16 protein-coding genes are annotated in these 17,049 nt (G+C 60.5%); 5 read left to right on the forward strand and 11 right to left on the reverse strand.

Annotated elements, in window-relative coordinates:
- Positions 1 to 91: 91 nt before the first annotated feature.
- Together AC0Z5Z_RS18825 and AC0Z5Z_RS18830 are read left to right on the forward strand one after the other, a co-directional pair.
- Entirely contained in the window at positions 92 to 1,336 is a 1,245-nt protein-coding gene (locus tag AC0Z5Z_RS18825) for an NAD(P)/FAD-dependent oxidoreductase (RefSeq protein ID WP_485611516.1), read from the forward strand.
- Positions 1,337 to 1,346: 10 nt separating this feature from the next.
- Positions 1,347 to 2,147, forward strand: a complete 801-nt coding sequence (locus AC0Z5Z_RS18830) for a sulfite exporter TauE/SafE family protein (protein WP_236168611.1) — start codon at positions 1,347 to 1,349, stop codon at positions 2,145 to 2,147.
- An 85-nt stretch (positions 2,148 to 2,232) separates the two neighbouring features.
- Here the strand turns inward: AC0Z5Z_RS18830 and AC0Z5Z_RS18835 are convergent, their stop codons facing one another.
- From AC0Z5Z_RS18835 to AC0Z5Z_RS18860, 6 genes are all read right to left on the reverse strand, one after another.
- Entirely contained in the window at positions 2,233 to 3,513 is a 1,281-nt protein-coding gene (locus tag AC0Z5Z_RS18835; RefSeq protein ID WP_016775191.1) for a TRAP transporter large permease, read from the reverse strand.
- Positions 3,513 to 4,040: a TRAP transporter small permease gene (locus AC0Z5Z_RS18840; RefSeq protein ID WP_056789065.1), complete on the reverse strand. Its 528-nt coding sequence runs from the start codon at positions 4,038 to 4,040 to the stop codon at positions 3,513 to 3,515. The genes AC0Z5Z_RS18835 and AC0Z5Z_RS18840 overlap by 1 nt, the downstream gene beginning before the upstream one ends.
- 75 nt (positions 4,041 to 4,115) lie before the next feature.
- Complete coding sequence (locus tag AC0Z5Z_RS18845) at positions 4,116 to 5,090, reverse strand: TRAP transporter substrate-binding protein (protein ID WP_150634991.1); 975 nt, start codon at positions 5,088 to 5,090, stop codon at positions 4,116 to 4,118.
- Positions 5,091 to 5,151: 61 nt separating this feature from the next.
- A complete protein-coding gene (locus AC0Z5Z_RS18850) occupies positions 5,152 to 6,045 on the reverse strand; it encodes an SMP-30/gluconolactonase/LRE family protein (RefSeq protein ID WP_252884424.1) in 894 nt (297 codons plus the stop codon).
- A gap of 44 nt (positions 6,046 to 6,089) precedes the next feature.
- Complete coding sequence (locus AC0Z5Z_RS18855) at positions 6,090 to 6,914, reverse strand: NAD-dependent epimerase/dehydratase family protein (protein WP_236168613.1); 825 nt, start codon at positions 6,912 to 6,914, stop codon at positions 6,090 to 6,092.
- A 272-nt stretch (positions 6,915 to 7,186) separates the two neighbouring features.
- Positions 7,187 to 8,482, reverse strand: coding sequence for an OprD family porin (locus AC0Z5Z_RS18860; protein WP_431078062.1), 1,296 nt, complete (start codon positions 8,480 to 8,482; stop codon positions 7,187 to 7,189).
- 309 nt (positions 8,483 to 8,791) lie between these two features.
- On the opposite strand from AC0Z5Z_RS18860, the gene AC0Z5Z_RS18865 reads away from it, so the two are divergent.
- Together AC0Z5Z_RS18865 and AC0Z5Z_RS18870 are read left to right on the forward strand one after the other, a co-directional pair.
- Complete coding sequence (locus AC0Z5Z_RS18865) at positions 8,792 to 10,447, forward strand: MFS transporter (protein WP_056789076.1); 1,656 nt, start codon at positions 8,792 to 8,794, stop codon at positions 10,445 to 10,447.
- Positions 10,444 to 11,586 carry an HlyD family secretion protein gene (locus AC0Z5Z_RS18870; RefSeq protein WP_041480937.1) on the forward strand — a complete coding sequence of 381 codons (1,143 nt, stop codon included), beginning with the start codon at positions 10,444 to 10,446 and terminating at the stop codon, positions 11,584 to 11,586. The genes AC0Z5Z_RS18865 and AC0Z5Z_RS18870 overlap by 4 nt, the downstream gene beginning before the upstream one ends.
- Positions 11,587 to 11,712: 126 nt before the next feature.
- On the opposite strand, the gene AC0Z5Z_RS18875 is transcribed toward AC0Z5Z_RS18870, so the two are convergent.
- Positions 11,713 to 11,907 (reverse strand): hypothetical protein, encoded by a 195-nt coding sequence (locus tag AC0Z5Z_RS18875; RefSeq protein ID WP_125927669.1) that lies wholly within the window; start codon positions 11,905 to 11,907, stop codon positions 11,713 to 11,715.
- A gap of 107 nt (positions 11,908 to 12,014) precedes the next feature.
- Between AC0Z5Z_RS18875 and thpR the strand changes: the two genes are divergently transcribed.
- The gene (gene thpR / locus AC0Z5Z_RS18880) at positions 12,015 to 12,554 is read left to right on the forward strand and encodes an RNA 2',3'-cyclic phosphodiesterase (RefSeq protein ID WP_485611517.1); all 540 of its coding nucleotides are present in this window, start codon (positions 12,015 to 12,017) and stop codon (positions 12,552 to 12,554) included.
- 244 nt (positions 12,555 to 12,798) lie between these two features.
- Here thpR and AC0Z5Z_RS18885 read toward each other — a convergent pair whose 3' ends face one another.
- The 4 genes from AC0Z5Z_RS18885 to AC0Z5Z_RS18900 all read right to left on the reverse strand — a co-directional run bounded on the left by AC0Z5Z_RS18885 (position 12,799) and on the right by AC0Z5Z_RS18900 (position 17,014).
- Positions 12,799 to 13,896 carry a polyamine ABC transporter substrate-binding protein gene (locus AC0Z5Z_RS18885; protein WP_016775183.1) on the reverse strand — a complete coding sequence of 366 codons (1,098 nt, stop codon included), beginning with the start codon at positions 13,894 to 13,896 and terminating at the stop codon, positions 12,799 to 12,801.
- Positions 13,897 to 14,091: 195 nt separating this feature from the next.
- On the reverse strand, positions 14,092 to 14,964 hold the full coding sequence (locus AC0Z5Z_RS18890) for an ABC transporter permease subunit (protein WP_056789082.1): 873 nt from the start codon (positions 14,962 to 14,964) through the stop codon (positions 14,092 to 14,094).
- A complete protein-coding gene (locus tag AC0Z5Z_RS18895; protein WP_024013334.1) occupies positions 14,961 to 15,875 on the reverse strand; it encodes an ABC transporter permease subunit in 915 nt (304 codons plus the stop codon). The genes AC0Z5Z_RS18890 and AC0Z5Z_RS18895 overlap by 4 nt, the downstream gene beginning before the upstream one ends.
- Positions 15,872 to 17,014 (reverse strand): ABC transporter ATP-binding protein, encoded by a 1,143-nt coding sequence (locus tag AC0Z5Z_RS18900; protein WP_039763289.1) that lies wholly within the window; start codon positions 17,012 to 17,014, stop codon positions 15,872 to 15,874. Before AC0Z5Z_RS18900 ends, AC0Z5Z_RS18895 begins: the two co-directional genes overlap by 4 nt.
- Positions 17,015 to 17,049 lie beyond the last annotated feature (35 nt).

Genomic DNA, 17,049 nt, shown 5'->3' on the forward strand with positions numbered 1-17,049 from the left:
ACTGAGCCACCGCTTTCGCGAGCAGGCTCGCTCCCACATTGGTTGTTGTGGTGAGCCAATAAATCCTTGCGTGCAGCAAAAGGAACAAGCAATGAACGATCAACACTGGGGCCTATCCATCAGTGCGGACATCGTGGTCATCGGCGGTGGCACGGCCGGCATCGGTTTTGTCGCCAGTCTGCTCAAGCGTGACCCGCAGCTCAAAGTCACCGTGATCGAACCGAGTTCACAGCACTACTATCAACCGGCGTGGACGCTGGTCGGCGGTGGCGCGTTTGACGTGAAGGACACGGTCAGGCCGATGAGCAAAGTCATGCCGCGTCAGGCGACGTGGATTCAGGCCAGTGTCAGCGCCATCGACCCGCAAAGCCGCCAACTCACCCTCGACGACCAGCGCACCGTCAGCTATCAGAACCTGATCGTCTGCCCCGGTCTGCGCCTGGCCTGGGAGAGAATCGAAGGCTTGCAGGAAAGCCTCGGCCAGCACGGCGTCACCTCCAACTACAGCTATCAACACGCCCAGTACACCTGGGATCAAGTGCAGAAACTGCGCGATGGCCGGGCGCTGTTCACCCAGCCGGCGATGCCGATCAAATGCGCCGGCGCGCCGCAAAAAGCCCTGTACCTGTCTTGCGATCACTGGCGCAAATCCGCCGTGCTGAAAGACATCAACGTTGAATTCAATCTCGCTGGCGCTGCGCTGTTTGGCGTGCCGACCTTCGTGCCGCCGTTGATGAAGTACATCGAACAGTACGACGCGCAACTGGCGTTCAACTCGAATCTGGTCAAGGTCGACGGCCCGGCAAAAACCGCGTGGTTTGAAGTCAAGGGCGCCGATGGCAATGTCAGCCGGGTCGCGAAAACCTTCGACCTGCTGCACGTCGTGCCGCCACAAGTCGCGCCGGATTTCATCGCACAGAGTCCGCTGGCCGATGCCGGCGGTTGGTGCGAAGTCGATCCACACAGCTTGCAGCATCCGCGTTATCCCGACGTGTTCGCACTGGGCGATATCTGCGGCACCAGCAATGCGAAAACTGCCGCAGCGGTGCGCAAGCAGGTTGTCGTCGTTGCGCAAAACCTGCTGGCCGCGCGCAAACAACAGCCGCTGCCGCTCAAGTACGACGGCTACGGTTCCTGCCCGCTGACGGTGGAGAAGGGCAAGGTGATCCTCGCCGAGTTCGGCTATGGCGGCAAACTGCTGCCGACCTTCCCGCTGGACCCGACCGTGGCCCGCCGTTCGGCATGGTGGCTGAAGGCGACGCTGCTGCCGTGGTTCTACTGGCACGGCATGCTCAAGGGGCGCGAGTGGCTGACGCGTCTGTCCAGGGTCGACTGAGAAAACTCCTATGTTGCTGGCAAGTCTGTTTGGAGTGGTGATGGGTTTGGTCCTCGGCCTGACCGGCGCGGGCGGCGGGATTCTCGCGGTGCCGGCGCTGGTGCTCGGGCTCGGCTGGACGATGACGCAAGCGGCGCCGGTGGCCTTGTTTGCGGTCGGCAGCGCGGCAGCGGTCGGTGCGATCGACGGTTTGCGCCATGGCCTGGTCCGTTACCGCGCGGCGCTGTTGATCGCCGCGTTGGGTGCGGTGTTTTCGCCGCTGGGGATCTACTTCGCGCATCAGTTGCCGGAAAAGATTCTGATGATGCTGTTCAGTCTGCTGATGGTCTTGGTCGCCTGGCGAATGTTCAGAAAGGACCGTCAGCAAGCGGGGCCGAGCGATCACGGCCACGCCAGTTGGGGCCAGAAAAACTGCATGCTCAACGAGCAGACCGGGCGCTTCGACTGGACCGCCAAATGCACCGCCACCCTTGCTGCACTGGGCGCGATTACCGGCGTGGTTTCGGGTTTACTTGGCGTCGGCGGCGGCTTTCTGATTGTGCCGGCGTTCAAGCAACTGACCGATGTGCAGATGCGCGGCATCGTTGCGACGTCGTTGATGGTGATCAGTCTGATTTCCGCGATCGGGGTGATCGGCGCGTTTCATGCGGGGGTGCGTATCGACAGTCAGGGTGCGGCGTTCATTGTCGCCAGCATCGTTGGCATGATCGTCGGTCGCAGGCTGTGCGCGCAGGTGCCGGCGCGGGCGTTGCAGGTGGGGTTTGCCAGTGTCTGTCTGGTGGTGGCGGGGTACATGCTGGTGCGGGCGTGAAGATCAACAGATCGCAGCCTCGTTGCACTCGACAGCTCCTACAGGGGAATGCGATTCCTGCAGGAGCTGCGATCTTTTCAGCGGGTTACAACACCAGGTGCGGCAGCCACAGCGAAATCGCTGGAACGTAGGTCACCAGCAGCAGCACCAGGAACAGCACGCCATAGAACGGCAGCAGCGCTTTTACGGTGCTTTCGATACTGACCTTGCCCACCGCCGAGCCGACGAAGAGCACAGCGCCCACCGGCGGTGTTATCAATCCGATCCCCAGGTTGACCAGCATGATCATGCCGAACTGCACCGGATCGACACCGATGCCCATGATCACTGGCATCAGGATCGGCGTGAGGATCAGGATCAGCGGCGCCATGTCCATCACCGTGCCCAACAGCAGCAACATCACGTTGATGCACATCAGGATCACGTAGCGGTTGTCCGACAGGGTCAGGAACAGCGTGGTGATCTTCGCCGGGATCTGCATCAGGGTCATGATGTAGCCGAAGCTGGCGGCGAAACCGATCAGGATCATCACAATGGAGATGGTGCGCACCGTGCGGTGCATCAGCTTGGGCAGTTCGCTCCATTTGTAGTCGCGGTAGATGAACATGGTCACGAAGAATGACCACAGCACCGCGATGGCCGCCGATTCAGTGGCGGTGAAAATACCCGAGAGAATGCCGCCGAGGATGATCACCATCGCCATCATGCCCCACAGGGCTTCGCCGACGATCTTCAGCGCCTGGCGCATCGGGATCACTTCGCCCTTGGGGTAGTTGCGCTTTTTCGCGAAGATCAGGCACAGCACCATCAGGCAGGCGCTCATCAGCAGGCCCGGGACGATGCCGGCCATGAACAGCGAAGCGATCGACACCGTACCGCCTGCAGCCAGGGAGTAGAGCACCGAGTTATGGCTTGGCGGAGTCAGCAGGGCTTGCACCGAACCGCTGACGGTCACAGCGGTGGAGAAGTCGCGCGGATAACCCTTGCGCTCCATCTCCGGAATCAGCACCGAACCCACCGATGCCGTGTCGGCCACTGACGAACCGGAGATCGCACCGAAGAACGTCGAGGCAACGATGTTGACCAGCGACAGGCCACCGCGGACGAATCCCACCAGCACGCCGGCACACGCCACCAACCGCCGGGACATGCCGCCCTCGGCCATGATCGCGCCGGCCAGGACGAAGAACGGAATGGCCAGCAGCGAGAATTTGTTCACCCCTGAGGCGACCTGGATCATCACCGCCTGGAAGGGAATGTCGATCCACCATGCGCCGATCAGCGCAGCGGCGCCCAACGCGTAGGCGACCGGCATGCCGATCAGGATCAATACGATAAAACTGCCCAGCAGAATCAGAGCGTCCATTAAGCGGCACCTTCACTTTCTTCAACCAGGTCGAACTGCACGACCCGCCGTTTGCTCTGGTCACCGAGCAAGAGTTTTTCCAGAACAAAAATCAGCGTCAGCAGGCCGCCCACGGGGATCGGCAAATACGTTACGCCAACGCGCAGATCGGGCAGGGCGGCCATGAACTGGTTCCAGGTGGAGATGCACAGCTTGGTGCCCCAGATGGTCATGAAGATGCAGATGGCCGCCATCAGCAGTTGCGAAAAAATCGCTGCTGCGGATTTCAGCTGCGGTGGCATGCGGTCGGTGAGCATGGCCACGGCCATGTGCGCACCGGCGCGGTAACTGGCGGCGGCGCCGATGAAGGTGAACACCATCATCAGCAGGATCGCCGTCGGCTCTGGCCAGCTCGAACCGGTGCCGAGCACGTAGCGGGCGAAGACGCCCCAGGGAATCATCAGGGAAATCGCCAGGACGGAAAGGCCGGCGACCCAGATGCACGTCATGTAGATCTTGTCGTTGATACGCAGCAGCAGATTCTTCATCGGGTTCCACCGTAACCGGGCGCGCCTGAACCGCTGGCGCGCCGGGCCTTGTTCATGAGTATGGAGCGGGGGGCGTTACTGAACGGCTTCGATCTTTTTGATCAGATCTGCGTACTTCGCACCGTACTTTTCACGTACCGGAGCGGTGGCGTCGTAGAAGGGTTTCTTGTCAACGGTGATGAACTCGACGCCGGCGGCCTTGAGTTTTTCTTCACTGGCGGCGGACTTCTTGTCCCACAACACGCGTTCTTCAGCCTGGGCAGCTTTGGCCGCCGTTTTCACCATCTTCTGTTGATCCGGAGTGAGTCTTTCCCAGGTGATTTTCGACATCACGATCGGCTCTGGCAGGATCAGGTGACCGGTCAGGCTGTAGAACTTGGCGTTCTGGAAGTGGTTGTGTTCGAGCAGGGTCGGCGGGTTGTTTTCCGCGCCGTCGATCACGCCGGTTTGCAGGGCGCTGAAGATTTCGCCGGTGTCCATGGCGATGCCGTTACCGCCCATGGCGTTCATCATGTCGATGAACATCGGGTTGCCTTGTACGCGGATTTTCATGCCCTTGAGGTCTTCGAGCTTGCGCACCGGTTTCTTGGTGTAGATGTTGCGCGTGCCGCCGTCCATCCACGCCAGGGCCACCAATTTGAATTCGGAGTTGGTGATCTTGTCGAGAATCTCATCGCCCACCGGGCCATCGATGACGTTACGCATGTGTTGCTGGTCCCGGAAAATGAACGGCATGTTGAACACGTTCACATCCGGCACCACGGGGCCGACGATACCCAGGCTGACCCGGGACATCTGTATCGCGCCGACTTGCATCTGCTCGATGACTTCCTTCTCGGAACCGAGCACTCCGCCCGGGAAGTACTGGAAGGTCAGCTCGCCGTTGGTTTCCTTTTCAAGCGTTTTGCCCATGCTCTTTTCGGCCACCACAGTTGGGTAACCGTCTGGATGAATATCAGCGAATTTGAGTTTCATATCTGCCTGAGCGCCACCAGCAAAGGTGAACATCAGCGGGAGTGCAGCGGCGAGCAAGGTGCGTTTGAAGTTCATGGGGGGTGAGTCTCCAGTCTTGTTATTTTTGTGTTCAAGGCGCAGCGGTGCAGCAGAGGGTCTAAAGCAAATCGTTGAATTGCGGTTCGGCGAGGCCCTTGACGCCTGGCTTCAGGGCGAACACGCCGCCGGCCAGGGATTGCGGATCGTGGTCATCGCCGGGGCGAATCGAGGCGACAAACAAGGTGTCCAGGTTGCTGCCGCCGAAGGCACACATGGTCGGTTTCTTCACCGGTACTTCCAGTGAAAAATCCAGACGACCGTCCGGGGCGAAGCGGTGAATCAGGCCGGCGTCGTTGGCGCAGATCCAGTAGCAGCCTTCGGCATCCACGGCAGCGCCATCGGGGCGGCCGGGGAAGTGATTCATGTCGACGAAGATTCGGCGATTCGATGGCGTGCCGGTCTCGGTGTCGTAATCGAAGGCCCAGATCAGTTGCACGTTGGGGTGCGAGTCCGACAGGTACATGGTTTTGCCGTCGGGGCTGAAGGCGAGGCCGTTGGGCACGATGAAGCCATCCAGCTGCGCTTCGATCACGCCAGTCTGCCCGGCGCCGTAGCGATAGAGCCGGCCTTCAGGCGCGTTCAGGCCCATATTCAGCACCATGCTGCCGGCCCAGAAACGCCCTTGGCGATCGCAGCGACCGTCGTTGAGGCGCATGTCCGCGCGGCTGTGCCCGACGGTGGCGAGCAATTCGCTGTCGAGGCTGCCGTCGCTGTGCGGGTGCAGGCGATAGAAACCGCTTTCCATGCCGGCGACCCAGCCGCCACTGCGGTGGCGGGTGATGCAGGCGAGCATTTGCGGGGCTTTCCACGAGGCGACGTGCCCGGTGTCAGCGCTCCAGCGTTGCAGCCCGCCGTTGGGAATATCGACCCAGTACAGGGCGTTTTCCTGCGGCACCCAGACCGGGCTTTCACCGACCGCGTTGCGGGCGTCGACGATCAATTCGGCTTGCATACTCATTCCCTTGGTTTTTATTGGAGGGGGATCAAGTCGAGCGATCAATCGCCAAACGGGCCTGCTGCGACGAAGGCGCCGCCCTGATAGATCCGCGCCGGATCATCGTCGGCTGGCATCGGCTGCGCTTCGACCTTGTCGCGGAACACTTCCGAGGTGTCCTTGGCTTCGAAACCGAGGTGGCTGGCGTAGCGGTTGTCCCACCAGACGTCTTTGTTGGCGGACATGCCGTAGACCACGGTGTGGCCGACGTTTGGTGTGTACAGCGAGCGTTCGAGCAGTTGCGTGAGATCGTCGAAGCTCAGCCAGGTGTGCATCATCCGGCGGTTCTGCGGTTCGGGGAACGAGGAGCCGATGCGGATGCTGACGGTTTCGATGCCGTAGCGATCGAAGTAGAAACTGGCCATGTCTTCGCCGTAGGACTTGGACAAGCCGTAGTAACCGTCGGGGCGGCGTGGAGATATGGCGTCGAGTTTCTCGTCCTGTTTGTAGAAACCGATGACGTGGTTGGAGCTGGCGAAGATCACCCGTTTCACACCGTGCTTGCGTGCCGCTTCGTAAATGTGGAACACGCCGCAGATGTTGGCGCCGAGGATTTCTTCGAACGGCCGCTCAACCGAAACGCCGCCGAAATGCAGGATCGCATCGACTCCTTCGACCAGTTGATGCACGGCTTGCTTGTCGGCGAGGTCGCAGAGCACGACTTCTTCGTGATCATCGACGGCCGGGGCGAGGGCGGCGATGTCGGACAGGCGCAGCACATTGGCGTAAGGGCGCAGGCGTTCGCGCAGGACTTTGCCCAGGCCTCCGGCGGCACCGGTCAGCAGCAGGCGGTTGAAAGGAGCGCGGGGGGTAGAAATAGACGTCATGGCAATCCCTGAACACATTGTTATTAGGTTTGTTGTAGGTTGTCGTATGACTGCGCTGAAGTATCGGTAGGGTTTCCGGATCTTGTCAACGCGACTTTTGGTGTAGATGACGGAAGGGGCGATTCATTTTTTCAACACCCGATACCTGCCTTGCAATGCAATCCCCTTGTGGGAGCGAGCCTGCTCGCGAAGGCGTTGTGCCAGTCAGAACAAGTCGACTGGTCCGGCGCTTTCGCGAGCAGGCTCGCTCCCACAGGGCAAACCGCCAACCGTTACAACAACGAAATCGGATAGCTGATAAAGATCCGGTTCTCGTCAAATTCGTTGGTGCTGAAGTCCCGGCGAATGGTCGCGTTGCGCCATTTCACGTTGAGGTTCTTCAGCGGGCCGCTCTGCACGGTGTAGGCCAGTTCCGATTCGCGGCCCCATTCCTTGCCGTCATTGGTGGTGGCGGTGTGCACGTTATCGCCGCTGATGTAGCGGTTCATCAGGGTCAGGCCAGGCACGCCCAGCGCAACGAAGTTGTAGTCGTGACGCACCTGCCAGGAGCGCTCTTTGGCGTTGTCATAACTGGCGTTGTAACTGTCGTTGGCCAGGGTGCCGCCGCTGGTGCCGTTGACGCGCATCCAGGCATCGTCGCCGGTGAGTTTCTGCAGGCCGACGTAGAAGGTGTTGCCACCATATTTCGCCGAGAGCAGGGCGAACGCGGTCTTGTTGTCGAGGTCGCCGGCCTGAGCGCTGCCGTCTTCCTTGCCGGTGAAGAAACCGAGGTTGGCGCCCAGCGTCCAGTCGCCCATCGGCTGGCTGTGGCTGAGGTTGAAATACTGCTGCTGATAGATGTCGGTGAGCTCGGCGTACCACACGCCGACCATGGTGCGTTTTTCGTTGAAGCTGTATTCGCCGCCGCCGAAGTTGAAGCGATCGGAGGTGAATGCACCGCGGCCGTTCATCGACATGTCTTCCATGCTCGCGTCGTTGCGCGGGCTGTTGCCACGGAACTGGCCGCCGTAGACGGTCAGGCCGTTGATTTCAGTGGACGTGATCTGGCCGCCGCGAAAGGTCTGCGGCAGGGAGCGGCCATCGTCGGAGCGCAGGATCGGCAGCACCGGCATCCATTCACCGACTTTCAATTCTGTCTTCGAGACTTTGGCTTTCAGCGCCACGCCGAGGCGACCGAAATTGTCGGCCGGGCGACCGTCATCATGAATCGGCAACAGTTGCGTGCCGCCAGTGCCTTTGCCGCCATCGAGCTTTTGCGAATACAGCCCGAGCACATCGAGGCCGAAGCCGACGGTGCCTTGGGTGAAGCCGGATTTGGCGTCGAGAATGAAGCTCTGTGTCCACTCTTCAGCCTTGCCCTGCGGATAGGCCGGGTTGACGAAGTTGCGGTTGAAGTAGGCGTTGCGCAGGTTCAGCGTGGCTTTGCTGTCGTCGAGGAAGCCTTCGGCATCAGCGCTCATGGGCAGGGCCAGGACTAGACTGCTGCAACCGATCAGGCTGAGGGTCGAACGCGGTTTGAAATGGGCAAAACGTGAAGGGCGGACGGAATTGCGGGCGAGTGGGCTCACTGTGACGCTCCCTGAATCGTTTGTTGTTTTTATTATTTGTCATACGTCGTCGTACAACATCGATGCGGATATTTCCCAGATTCTCAGGGATTGTCAACTGGAAGTTATACGATGACCTCCCATGCGACGCCGAACCCATGTGGGAGCGAGCCTGCTCGCGAATGCGGACTTTCAATCAATGAAGTTGTCGACTGACACAGCGCTTTCGCGAGCAGGCTCGCTCCCACAGGGTTCCTTGGTGTCTGTCGAGTCGTGTATTGCCCGTCAAATTGCGGCAAACTTCCTCCACCCCCAGCACCAGGCCGATTCATGGATAAATACGCCCCGCGCAACTGGCAACCCCACGAAAAGCCCAGCCTGCCCGGTTCTCCGTCGACACCGCTGCACTCCACGCCCAAGCGCCTGGCGTACGCGGCGGTTGGCGTGCTGGTGGCGGTGACCGGTGGGCTGGGAAACTCGCTGGTGGTTGCCAACCTGCCTTACCTGCAAGGCTCGCTCGGCGCGACCACGGCGGAGATGGCCTGGCTGCCGGCGGCGTATGTGATGACCAACGTCTCGATGAACCTGCTGTTGGTGAAGTTTCGCCAGCAGTTCGGCTTGCGCGCGTTCACCGAAGTGTTTCTGGTGCTGTATGCGCTGGTGACCTTCGGCCATTTGTTCGTCAACGATCTCAACTCGGCAGTGGCGGTGCGAGCAGCGCACGGCATGGTCGGTGCGGCGCTGAGCTCGCTGGGTCTGTATTACATGGTGCAGGCGTTCCCGGCGAAGTGGCGGCTCAAAGCGTTGGTACTCGGCCTCGGCACGTCGCAACTGGCGTTACCGCTGGCGCGGCTGTTTTCCGAAGACCTGTTGCAGATCGCCGAATGGCGCGGTCTGTACCTGTTCGAATTGGGCATGGCCCTGCTGTCACTCGGCTGTGTGTTGCTGCTGAAGCTGCCGCCCGGTGACCGCTTCAAGACCTTCGAAAAACTCGACTTCCTGACCTTCGCCATTCTCGCCACCGGTGTGGCGTTGTTGTGCGCGGTGCTGTCGCTGGGGCGCATCGACTGGTGGCTGGAGGCGGACTGGATCGGCGTGGCGCTGGCCTGTTCGATCGCGCTGATCATTATGGGCCTGGCCATTGAGCACAATCGCAGCAACCCGATGTTGATGACCCGCTGGCTGGGCAGCGGAACGATGATTCGCCTGGCGCTGGCGGTGACCCTGATTCGCATGGTCACCTCGGAGCAATCCACCGGCGCGGTCGGTTTCATGCAGAACCTCAACATGGGCTATGAGCAGTTGCACAGTCTGTACGTGGTGATGCTGATCGGCAGTATCGCCGGGCTTGCCACCAGCGCGTTGACCATCGACCCCAAACACTTGCTGATGCCTTTGATCATCTCGCTGGCGCTGATGGCCACCGGTTCGGTGATGGACAGTTTTTCCAACAACCTGACCCGCCCGCAAAATCTCTACTTCAGCCAGTTCCTGCTGGCATTCGGCAGTACGTTTTTTCTCGGCCCGACCATGGTCTTCGGCACGCGCAACGTGCTGACCAATCCGCGCAACCTGGTGAGTTTTTCCGTGCTGTTCGGGATCTGCAACAACCTCGGCGGGCTGCTCGGCGCGGCGTTGCTTGGCACTTTTCAGATCGTGCGGGAGAAGTACCACTCCAGCCACATCGTCGATCATCTGGTGATGTCCGATCCGTTGGTGGCGGCGCGCGTGCAGAGCGGCGGTTCGGCCTACGGCGGTTTGCTCGCCGACCCGAGCCTGCGCAATCTGGCCGGCATGCGCAGTCTCGCCAATGCGGCGACACGCGAAGCGAACGTGCTGGCCTATAACGATGTCTTCATGCTGATCGCGGTCATTGCCGTCCTGACCATGATCTGGCTTTCGATTCGCGCGTTGTGGCTGATGAGCACCACCAAAGCCATTGAACCGACACCTTCCGTACCACCCAGCGGTGCCACTTCTTCATGACCGAACCGACCACCACAACTACCAATGCCATTGCCGCCACGCCTGAAGGTGAGGCGCCGCCATCGTCACCCAATACCGCGCCGCGTTCGCTGCGGGTGCGGATCATTTCTTCGCTGGGCTTTGCCGCAATCGCCATCGTCGGTGTCCTGATCGTGCTGTATGCGTGGCAACTGCCGCCGTTCAGCAGTGCGGTCGAAACCACCGAAAACGCCTTGGTGCGCGGGCAGGTGACGATCATCGGCCCGCAGCTCAGCGGCTATGTGTTCGAGGTGCCGGTGCAGGACTTCCAGTACGTCAAGGCCGGGGATCTGCTGGTGCGTCTGGACGACCGCATTTATCAGCAACGCCTCGACCAGTCCCTGGCACAACTGGCAGTGCAGAAGGCCGGGCTGGCCAACGTCGTGCAGCAACGCAACAGCGCTGAAGCGACGATCAAATTGCGCCAGGCGGTGTTGGCCGACAGCCAGGCGCAGTTGCGCAAGAGCGAGGCCGATCTGCGGCGTAATCAGGAACTGGTGCGCGACGGCTCGGTGTCCAAACGCGAGTTCGACGTGACCCTTGCTGCCAACGCGCAGAGCACGGCATCTGTGGCGCAGGCCAAGGCCAATCTGGAAATCGCCCGGCAGGATCTGCAAACGGTCATCGTCAATCGCGGCTCGCTGGAAGCCGCCGTGGCCAGTGCTGAAGCAGCGGTGCAACTGGCGCGGATCGATCTGTCGAACACGCGGATTGTCGCCCCGCGCGACGGCCAGCTCGGGCAGATCGGCGTGCGCTTGGGCGCCTACGTCAACTCCGGCGCGCAATTGATGGCGTTGGTCCCGGACCAGAAATGGGTGATCGCCAACATGAAGGAAACCCAGATGGCCAACGTACGTGTCGGGCAACCGGTGCGCTTCACCGTCGACGCCTTGAACCACCGCAGATTCACCGGCCATGTGCAGCATATTTCGCCGGGCACCGGCTCGGAATTTGCCTTGCTGCAGGCCGACAACGCCACCGGCAACTTCGTCAAGATCGCCCAGCGGGTGCCGGTGCGCATCACTATCGATCCCGATCAGCAGGAAGCAGAACGCTTGCGGCCGGGGATGTCAGTTGTTGTCAGCATCGACACCGCCGCCGGCGACACCCAACCCCACTGATCAATGCATAACCCTGTGGGAGCGAGCCTGCTCGCGAAAGCGTCGTATCAGTAACATTTCTTTATCTGACACACCGCTTTCGCGAGCAGGCTCGCTCCCACAGGATTAGTGCTCACGGGGCTCTATTCATTCGGGCGAGGGGGTGACCCGGCAACTTTTGCGGTTGCGAATCTGCTCGTCGCTGGGCCGTTCGCGGACGAATTCGAAGCGCGGTTCGCCTTCGCTGTAATGCACCAGCCAGCCCCATTCCAGTTCGCTTTCTTCCTGTCCGGGATGCGGTGGCCGGGCCCACCAGGGTTCTTTGCTGAGGATCTCGCGCATGGCAGCCTCCGGTTGATGGCAATCCCTGAACTATAGCTTCCTGTCGCGAGTCGTCAGCACAGGCTGTGTAGAATCGGCGCGATCATGACGAACAAGGGGGCAGGGCAATGATTGATGGGGTGCGCAAGGATGAACCTGCAAAGCGGCTGTTCTTTGCCCTGGATTGCCCGCCGGCGCAGCGCAAGGCAATCGCCCAGTGGCGCGCGGAGCTGGGCCTGCGCAGCGGCAAACCGGTGCCGGCGGATAACTTTCATCTGACTCTGCTGTTCCTCGGTGCGGTGCCGTTGGCGCAGATTCACGGCGTCTGCGAAGCAGCGGGCAGTGTGCGTATTCCGGGCGAAACGTTGCGTATTGAGCTGGATCGCTTGCAGGTCTGGCATCGCGCCGGTGTGCTGTCGCTGGCGCCCGAGCAGGCACCGCCGGCGCTGTTGCGCCTGGTTTACGCGCTGGAGCAGGCGATGCTGCCGTTCGGTTTTGAACAACCCACCCACGAGTTCCGTCCGCACTTGACGCTGGCCCGCGAGTACCGCGCGCCGGAGCCGGAATCGCGCACGCCGCCGGAGTTCTTTCTGCGTGCTGAACGCTTCGCTCTGTTCGAATCGCACAAGGGTCGCTATCGGGTTTTGCAGGACTGGCCGCTGATCTGAACGGACAAAAAAAGGCGCCCGAAGGCGCCTGCAAATTCACCCGAGCCGAGGGAGCCGGGTGAGGCCGTTCAGATCAGGGTGCAGCGGTGGTAAGGCGCTGCGTGAACGGAAAATTTTCAGCACTGTATTGCTTCATTGTGGGAGCGAGCCTGCTCGCGAAAGGGTCGGCACATGCGGCATCTCAATCGCCTGACACGACGCCTTCGCGAGCAGGCTCGCTCCCACATTTTGATCATCGGTGTTTTTATTTACCAAGCTTCACCCGCGTCCAGCCGCGCGTCATGATCCGCTGCGTGGCAATCGGCTGATCCGGCACTGCATACAACGTCGCCATCACCGCTTGCGACGGATACGAGCCCGGTTCGTTGCGGATCGCTTCGTCCACCAATGGCGTGGCCGCTGCGTTGGCGTTGCTGTAGCCGATGCTGTTGGTGACTTCGGCGATGATGTCCGGGCGCATCAGGAAATCCATGAACAGGTAGGCGTTGTCGACGTTCGCCGCATCACGGGGGATGGCGACCATGTCGTAGAAACTGCCGGCGCCTTCCTTGGGTATGCTGTAGTCGATCACCACCTTGTTGCCCGATTCCACCGCGCGGGCCTTGGCCTGCAGGACGTCGCCGGAGTAACCCACCGCCACGCAGATGTTGCCGTTGGCCAGATCGGAGATGTACTTCGAGGAATGGAAATACGCCACGTAAGGGCGGATTTTCATGAACAGCGCTTCGGCTTCGGCGATGTGCGCCTTGTCCTTGTCGTTCACCGGATAGCCCAGGTAGTGCAGGGCGGCCGGGAGCATTTCGGTTGGCGAATCGAGGAAACTGATGCCACAGGCTTTGAGTTTTTCCGCGTTCTCCGGTTTGAACAGCAAGTCCCAGGAGTTGGTCGGGGCGTTGGCGCCGAGCACTTCCTTGACCTTCGCCGGGTTGAAACCGATGCCGATCGAGCCCCACATGTACGGAAAGGCATGGGCATTGTCCGGATCACTGGCGGCGGCGTTTTTCAGCAGCACCGGGTTGAGATTCTTCCAGTTCGGCAGCTTCGATTTGTCCAGCGGCTGGTAGACGCCGGCTTTGATCTGCTTGGCCAGAAAACTGTTCGACGGCACGACGATGTCATAGCCGGATTTGCCCGCGAGCAGGCGCGCTTCCAGAGTTTCGTTGCTGTCGAAGACGTCGTAGGTCACGCGAATGCCGGTCTCGTCTTCGAACTTTTTCACGGTGTCCGGCGCGATGTAATCGGACCAGTTGTAAACACGCAGCACCTTGTCGTTGGCCTGGGCGCCCATGACCATTGCGCCCATTAAGGACAGTGTCAGCAGAGTCCTGCCAAACATTTTCATCGGTACAACTCCCTTCTTCTTATTCAAAAACACAAAAGCTCGGTGCACTTGAACCTTGTGGCGAGGGGATTTATCCCCGCTCGGCTGCGTAGCAGTCGCAAAACCTGAATACGGAGTCTTCAGGTAGAACTGCAGGGGCCGCTTCGCAGCCCAACGGGGATAAATCCCCTCGCCACAGTCGTTCATCGGTGTTGCTCAGGCAGTCGCCGTTGCCGGCTGTTGCCACGACTCGTTTGCGGTCTGATCCATCGCTTCCTGGATCGCCCGTTTGCGATTGGCTTCGGCCTTGCGGCCGAAGTACCAGACCAGGAAAGTCACCAGCGATACCGCCAGTAGAATCAGGCTGGCCACGGCGTTGATCTCGGGTTTAACGCCCAGGCGCACCGCCGAGAACACTTCCATCGGCAGCGTCGTCGAGCCCGGCCCGGAAACGAAACTCGCCAGCACCAGATCGTCCAGCGACAAGGCGAACGACATCATCCCGCCGGCGGCCAGCGACGGCGCGATCATGGGGATGGTGATCAGGAAAAACACTTTGAATGGTTTCGCGCCGAGGTCCATCGCCGCTTCTTCGATCGACAGATCCAGCTCGCGAAGGCGCGCGGAGACTACCACCGCGACATAGGCTGCACAAAACGTGGTATGGGCGATCCAGATGGTGACGATGCCGCGCTCCTGCGGCCAGCCGATCAGTTGCGCCATCGCCACGAACAGCAGCAACAGCGACAGACCGGTGATCACTTCCGGCATCACCAACGGCGCGGTCACCAGACCACCAAACAGCGTGCGACCCTTGAAGCGCGTCACCCGCGTCAGCACGAACGCCGCCAGCGTCCCCAGTGCCACAGCGGCAATCGCGGTGTAGCAGGCGATCTCCAGCGAACGCAGCACCGAGCCCATCAGTTGCGTGTTGTCGAGCAGGCCGACATACCACTTCACTGACCAGCCACCCCACACCGTCACCAGCTTCGAGGCGTTGAACGAGTAGATCACCAGAATCAGCATCGGCAGATAAATGAACATCAAGCCGAAGATCAGCATGAACTTGGAAAAATTGAAGCGTTTCATCCCCGTGCCTCCATCTCTTTGGCCTGGCTGCGGTTGAACAGCAGAATCGGCACAATCAGGATCAACAGCATCACCACCGCTAGCGCGGAAGCCACCGGCCAGTCGCGGTTATTGAAGAACTCCTGCCACAGCACGCGACCGATCATCAGCGTCTCCGGGCCACCCAGCAGTTCCGGGATCACGAACTCGCCAACCACCGGAATGAACACCAGCATGCAGCCGGCAATGATGCCGTTCTTGGCCAGGGGCACGGTGATTTTCCAAAAGTTGTTGAAGTTGCTCGAACCCAGATCCTGCGCGGCTTCCAGCAGGCTGTTGTCGTGCTTGACCAGGTTGGCGTAGAGCGGCAGCACCATGAACGGCAGATACGCGTAAACCACACCGATATAGACGGCAGTGTTGGTGTTGAGGATCTCGATCGGGTGGTCGGTGAGCCCGGTCCACATCAGGAACCCGTTGAGCAGACCGTTGTTGCTGAGGATGCCCATCCACGCATACACGCGGATCAGGATCGCCGTCCAGGTCGGCATCATGATCAACAGCAGCAGGACGTTTTGCGTTTCCTTGCCGGTCTTGGTGATCGCGTAAGCCATCGGAAAACCGATCACCAGGCACATCAGCGTGCTCAATGCCGCGACCTTCAGCGAGCCGAGATACGCCGACAGGTACAGCTCGTCTTCGCCGAGCAGGGTGTAGTTGCCGATGTTCAGCAGCAGCTGGAATTTCTGTTCGGCGAAGGTGTAGATCTCCGAGTACGGCGGGATCGACAGCGCGGCTTCCGAGAAGCTGATCTTCATCACCAGAAAGAACGGCAGCATGAAGAACAGGAACAGCCAGATGAACGGAATACCGATCACCAGTTTTCGTCCGCTGGGCACCAGGCGCAAGAATTGCTGATTGAAAGTTCTCATGAGCGCAGCACCACGCCGCTGTCGTCTTCCCACCAGACGTAGACCTTGTCGTCCCAGGTCGGCCGCGCGCCACGGCGTTCGGCATTGGCCATGAACGACTGGACGATCTTGCCGCCGGGCAGCTCGACGTAGAACACCGAATGGCCGCCGAGGTAGGCGATGTCGTGGACCTTGCCTTCGGACCAGTTGTAGCGGAACTCCGGTTGGGTAGTGCTGACGAGCATTTTTTCCGGGCGGATGGCGTAGGTGATCGACTTGTCCTGCACCGAGGTGCTGACGCCGTGACCGACATAGATCTTCTGCTGCAAGTCGGGGCTGTGAATGATTGCGTGGCCTTCCAGATCTTCCACCACGGTGCCGTCAAAGGCGTTCACGTTACCGATGAATTCGCAGACCATGCGGCTGACCGGCGCTTCATAAATGTCCACCGGGCTGCCGATCTGCGCGATCCAGCCCAGGTGCATGATCGCGATGCGCTGAGCCATGGTCATGGCTTCTTCCTGGTCGTGGGTGACCATCACGCAAGTCACGCCGACGCGCTCGATGATTTCCACCAGCTCAAGCTGCATCTGCGAACGCAGCTTTTTATCCAGCGCGCCCATCGGCTCGTCGAGCAGCAACAGTTTCGGCCGTTTGGCCAACGAGCGGGCGAGGGCGACGCGCTGCCGCTGGCCGCCGGACAACTGGTGCGGGCGGCGCTTGGCGTATTGGGTCATGTGCACAAGGCGCAGCATTTCTTCAACGCGAGCATCGATTTCGCTGGCAGGCAAACGGTCCTGTTTGAGGCCGAAGGCGATGTTCTGTGCCACGGTCATGTGCGGGAACAGCGCGTAGGACTGGAACATCATGTTGATCGGCCGCTCGTAAGGCGGCATGTCGGTGATGTCCACGCCATCGAGCAGAATCCGCCCCTCGGTCGGCCGCTCGAAACCGGCGAGCATGCGCAGCAGCGTCGATTTGCCCGAACCGGAACCGCCCAGCAGCGCGAAGATTTCGCCCTGATGGATCTCCAGGGACACATCGTCCACGGCCACGGTTTCGTCGAACTTCTTGGTGACACGATCGACTTTCACCAACACCTTTTTCGGTTGCTGATGACCTTCGAGTGCCTTGCGGTAAGTGCTGGAGGCGTTTGCCATGTGAAACTCCCAACAGGTGTCGTGTGCCTGGCCAA

Source organism: Pseudomonas sp. 1L-E-NC-VB-C3 (assembly GCF_057291535.1).

Bases quoted from the DNA above. Each gene is read 5' to 3' on its own strand.
- AC0Z5Z_RS18825 (WP_485611516.1), top strand. From the start codon at position 92: ATGAACGATCAACACTGGGGCCTATCCATCAGTGCGGACATCGTGGTC.
- AC0Z5Z_RS18830 (WP_236168611.1), top strand. From the start codon at position 1,347: ATGTTGCTGGCAAGTCTGTTTGGAGTGGTGATGGGTTTGGTCCTCGGC.
- AC0Z5Z_RS18835 (WP_016775191.1), bottom strand. From the start codon at position 3,513: ATGGACGCTCTGATTCTGCTGGGCAGTTTTATCGTATTGATCCTGATC.
- AC0Z5Z_RS18840 (WP_056789065.1), bottom strand. From the start codon at position 4,040: ATGAAGAATCTGCTGCTGCGTATCAACGACAAGATCTACATGACGTGC.
- AC0Z5Z_RS18845 (WP_150634991.1), bottom strand. From the start codon at position 5,090: ATGAACTTCAAACGCACCTTGCTCGCCGCTGCACTCCCGCTGATGTTC.
- AC0Z5Z_RS18850 (WP_252884424.1), bottom strand. From the start codon at position 6,045: ATGCAAGCCGAATTGATCGTCGACGCCCGCAACGCGGTCGGTGAAAGC.
- AC0Z5Z_RS18855 (WP_236168613.1), bottom strand. From the start codon at position 6,914: ATGACGTCTATTTCTACCCCCCGCGCTCCTTTCAACCGCCTGCTGCTG.
- AC0Z5Z_RS18865 (WP_056789076.1), top strand. From the start codon at position 8,792: ATGGATAAATACGCCCCGCGCAACTGGCAACCCCACGAAAAGCCCAGC.
- AC0Z5Z_RS18870 (WP_041480937.1), top strand. From the start codon at position 10,444: ATGACCGAACCGACCACCACAACTACCAATGCCATTGCCGCCACGCCT.
- AC0Z5Z_RS18875 (WP_125927669.1), bottom strand. From the start codon at position 11,907: ATGCGCGAGATCCTCAGCAAAGAACCCTGGTGGGCCCGGCCACCGCAT.
- thpR (WP_485611517.1), top strand. From the start codon at position 12,015: ATGATTGATGGGGTGCGCAAGGATGAACCTGCAAAGCGGCTGTTCTTT.
- AC0Z5Z_RS18885 (WP_016775183.1), bottom strand. From the start codon at position 13,896: ATGAAAATGTTTGGCAGGACTCTGCTGACACTGTCCTTAATGGGCGCA.
- AC0Z5Z_RS18890 (WP_056789082.1), bottom strand. From the start codon at position 14,964: ATGAAACGCTTCAATTTTTCCAAGTTCATGCTGATCTTCGGCTTGATG.
- AC0Z5Z_RS18895 (WP_024013334.1), bottom strand. From the start codon at position 15,875: ATGAGAACTTTCAATCAGCAATTCTTGCGCCTGGTGCCCAGCGGACGA.
- AC0Z5Z_RS18900 (WP_039763289.1), bottom strand. From the start codon at position 17,014: ATGGCAAACGCCTCCAGCACTTACCGCAAGGCACTCGAAGGTCATCAG.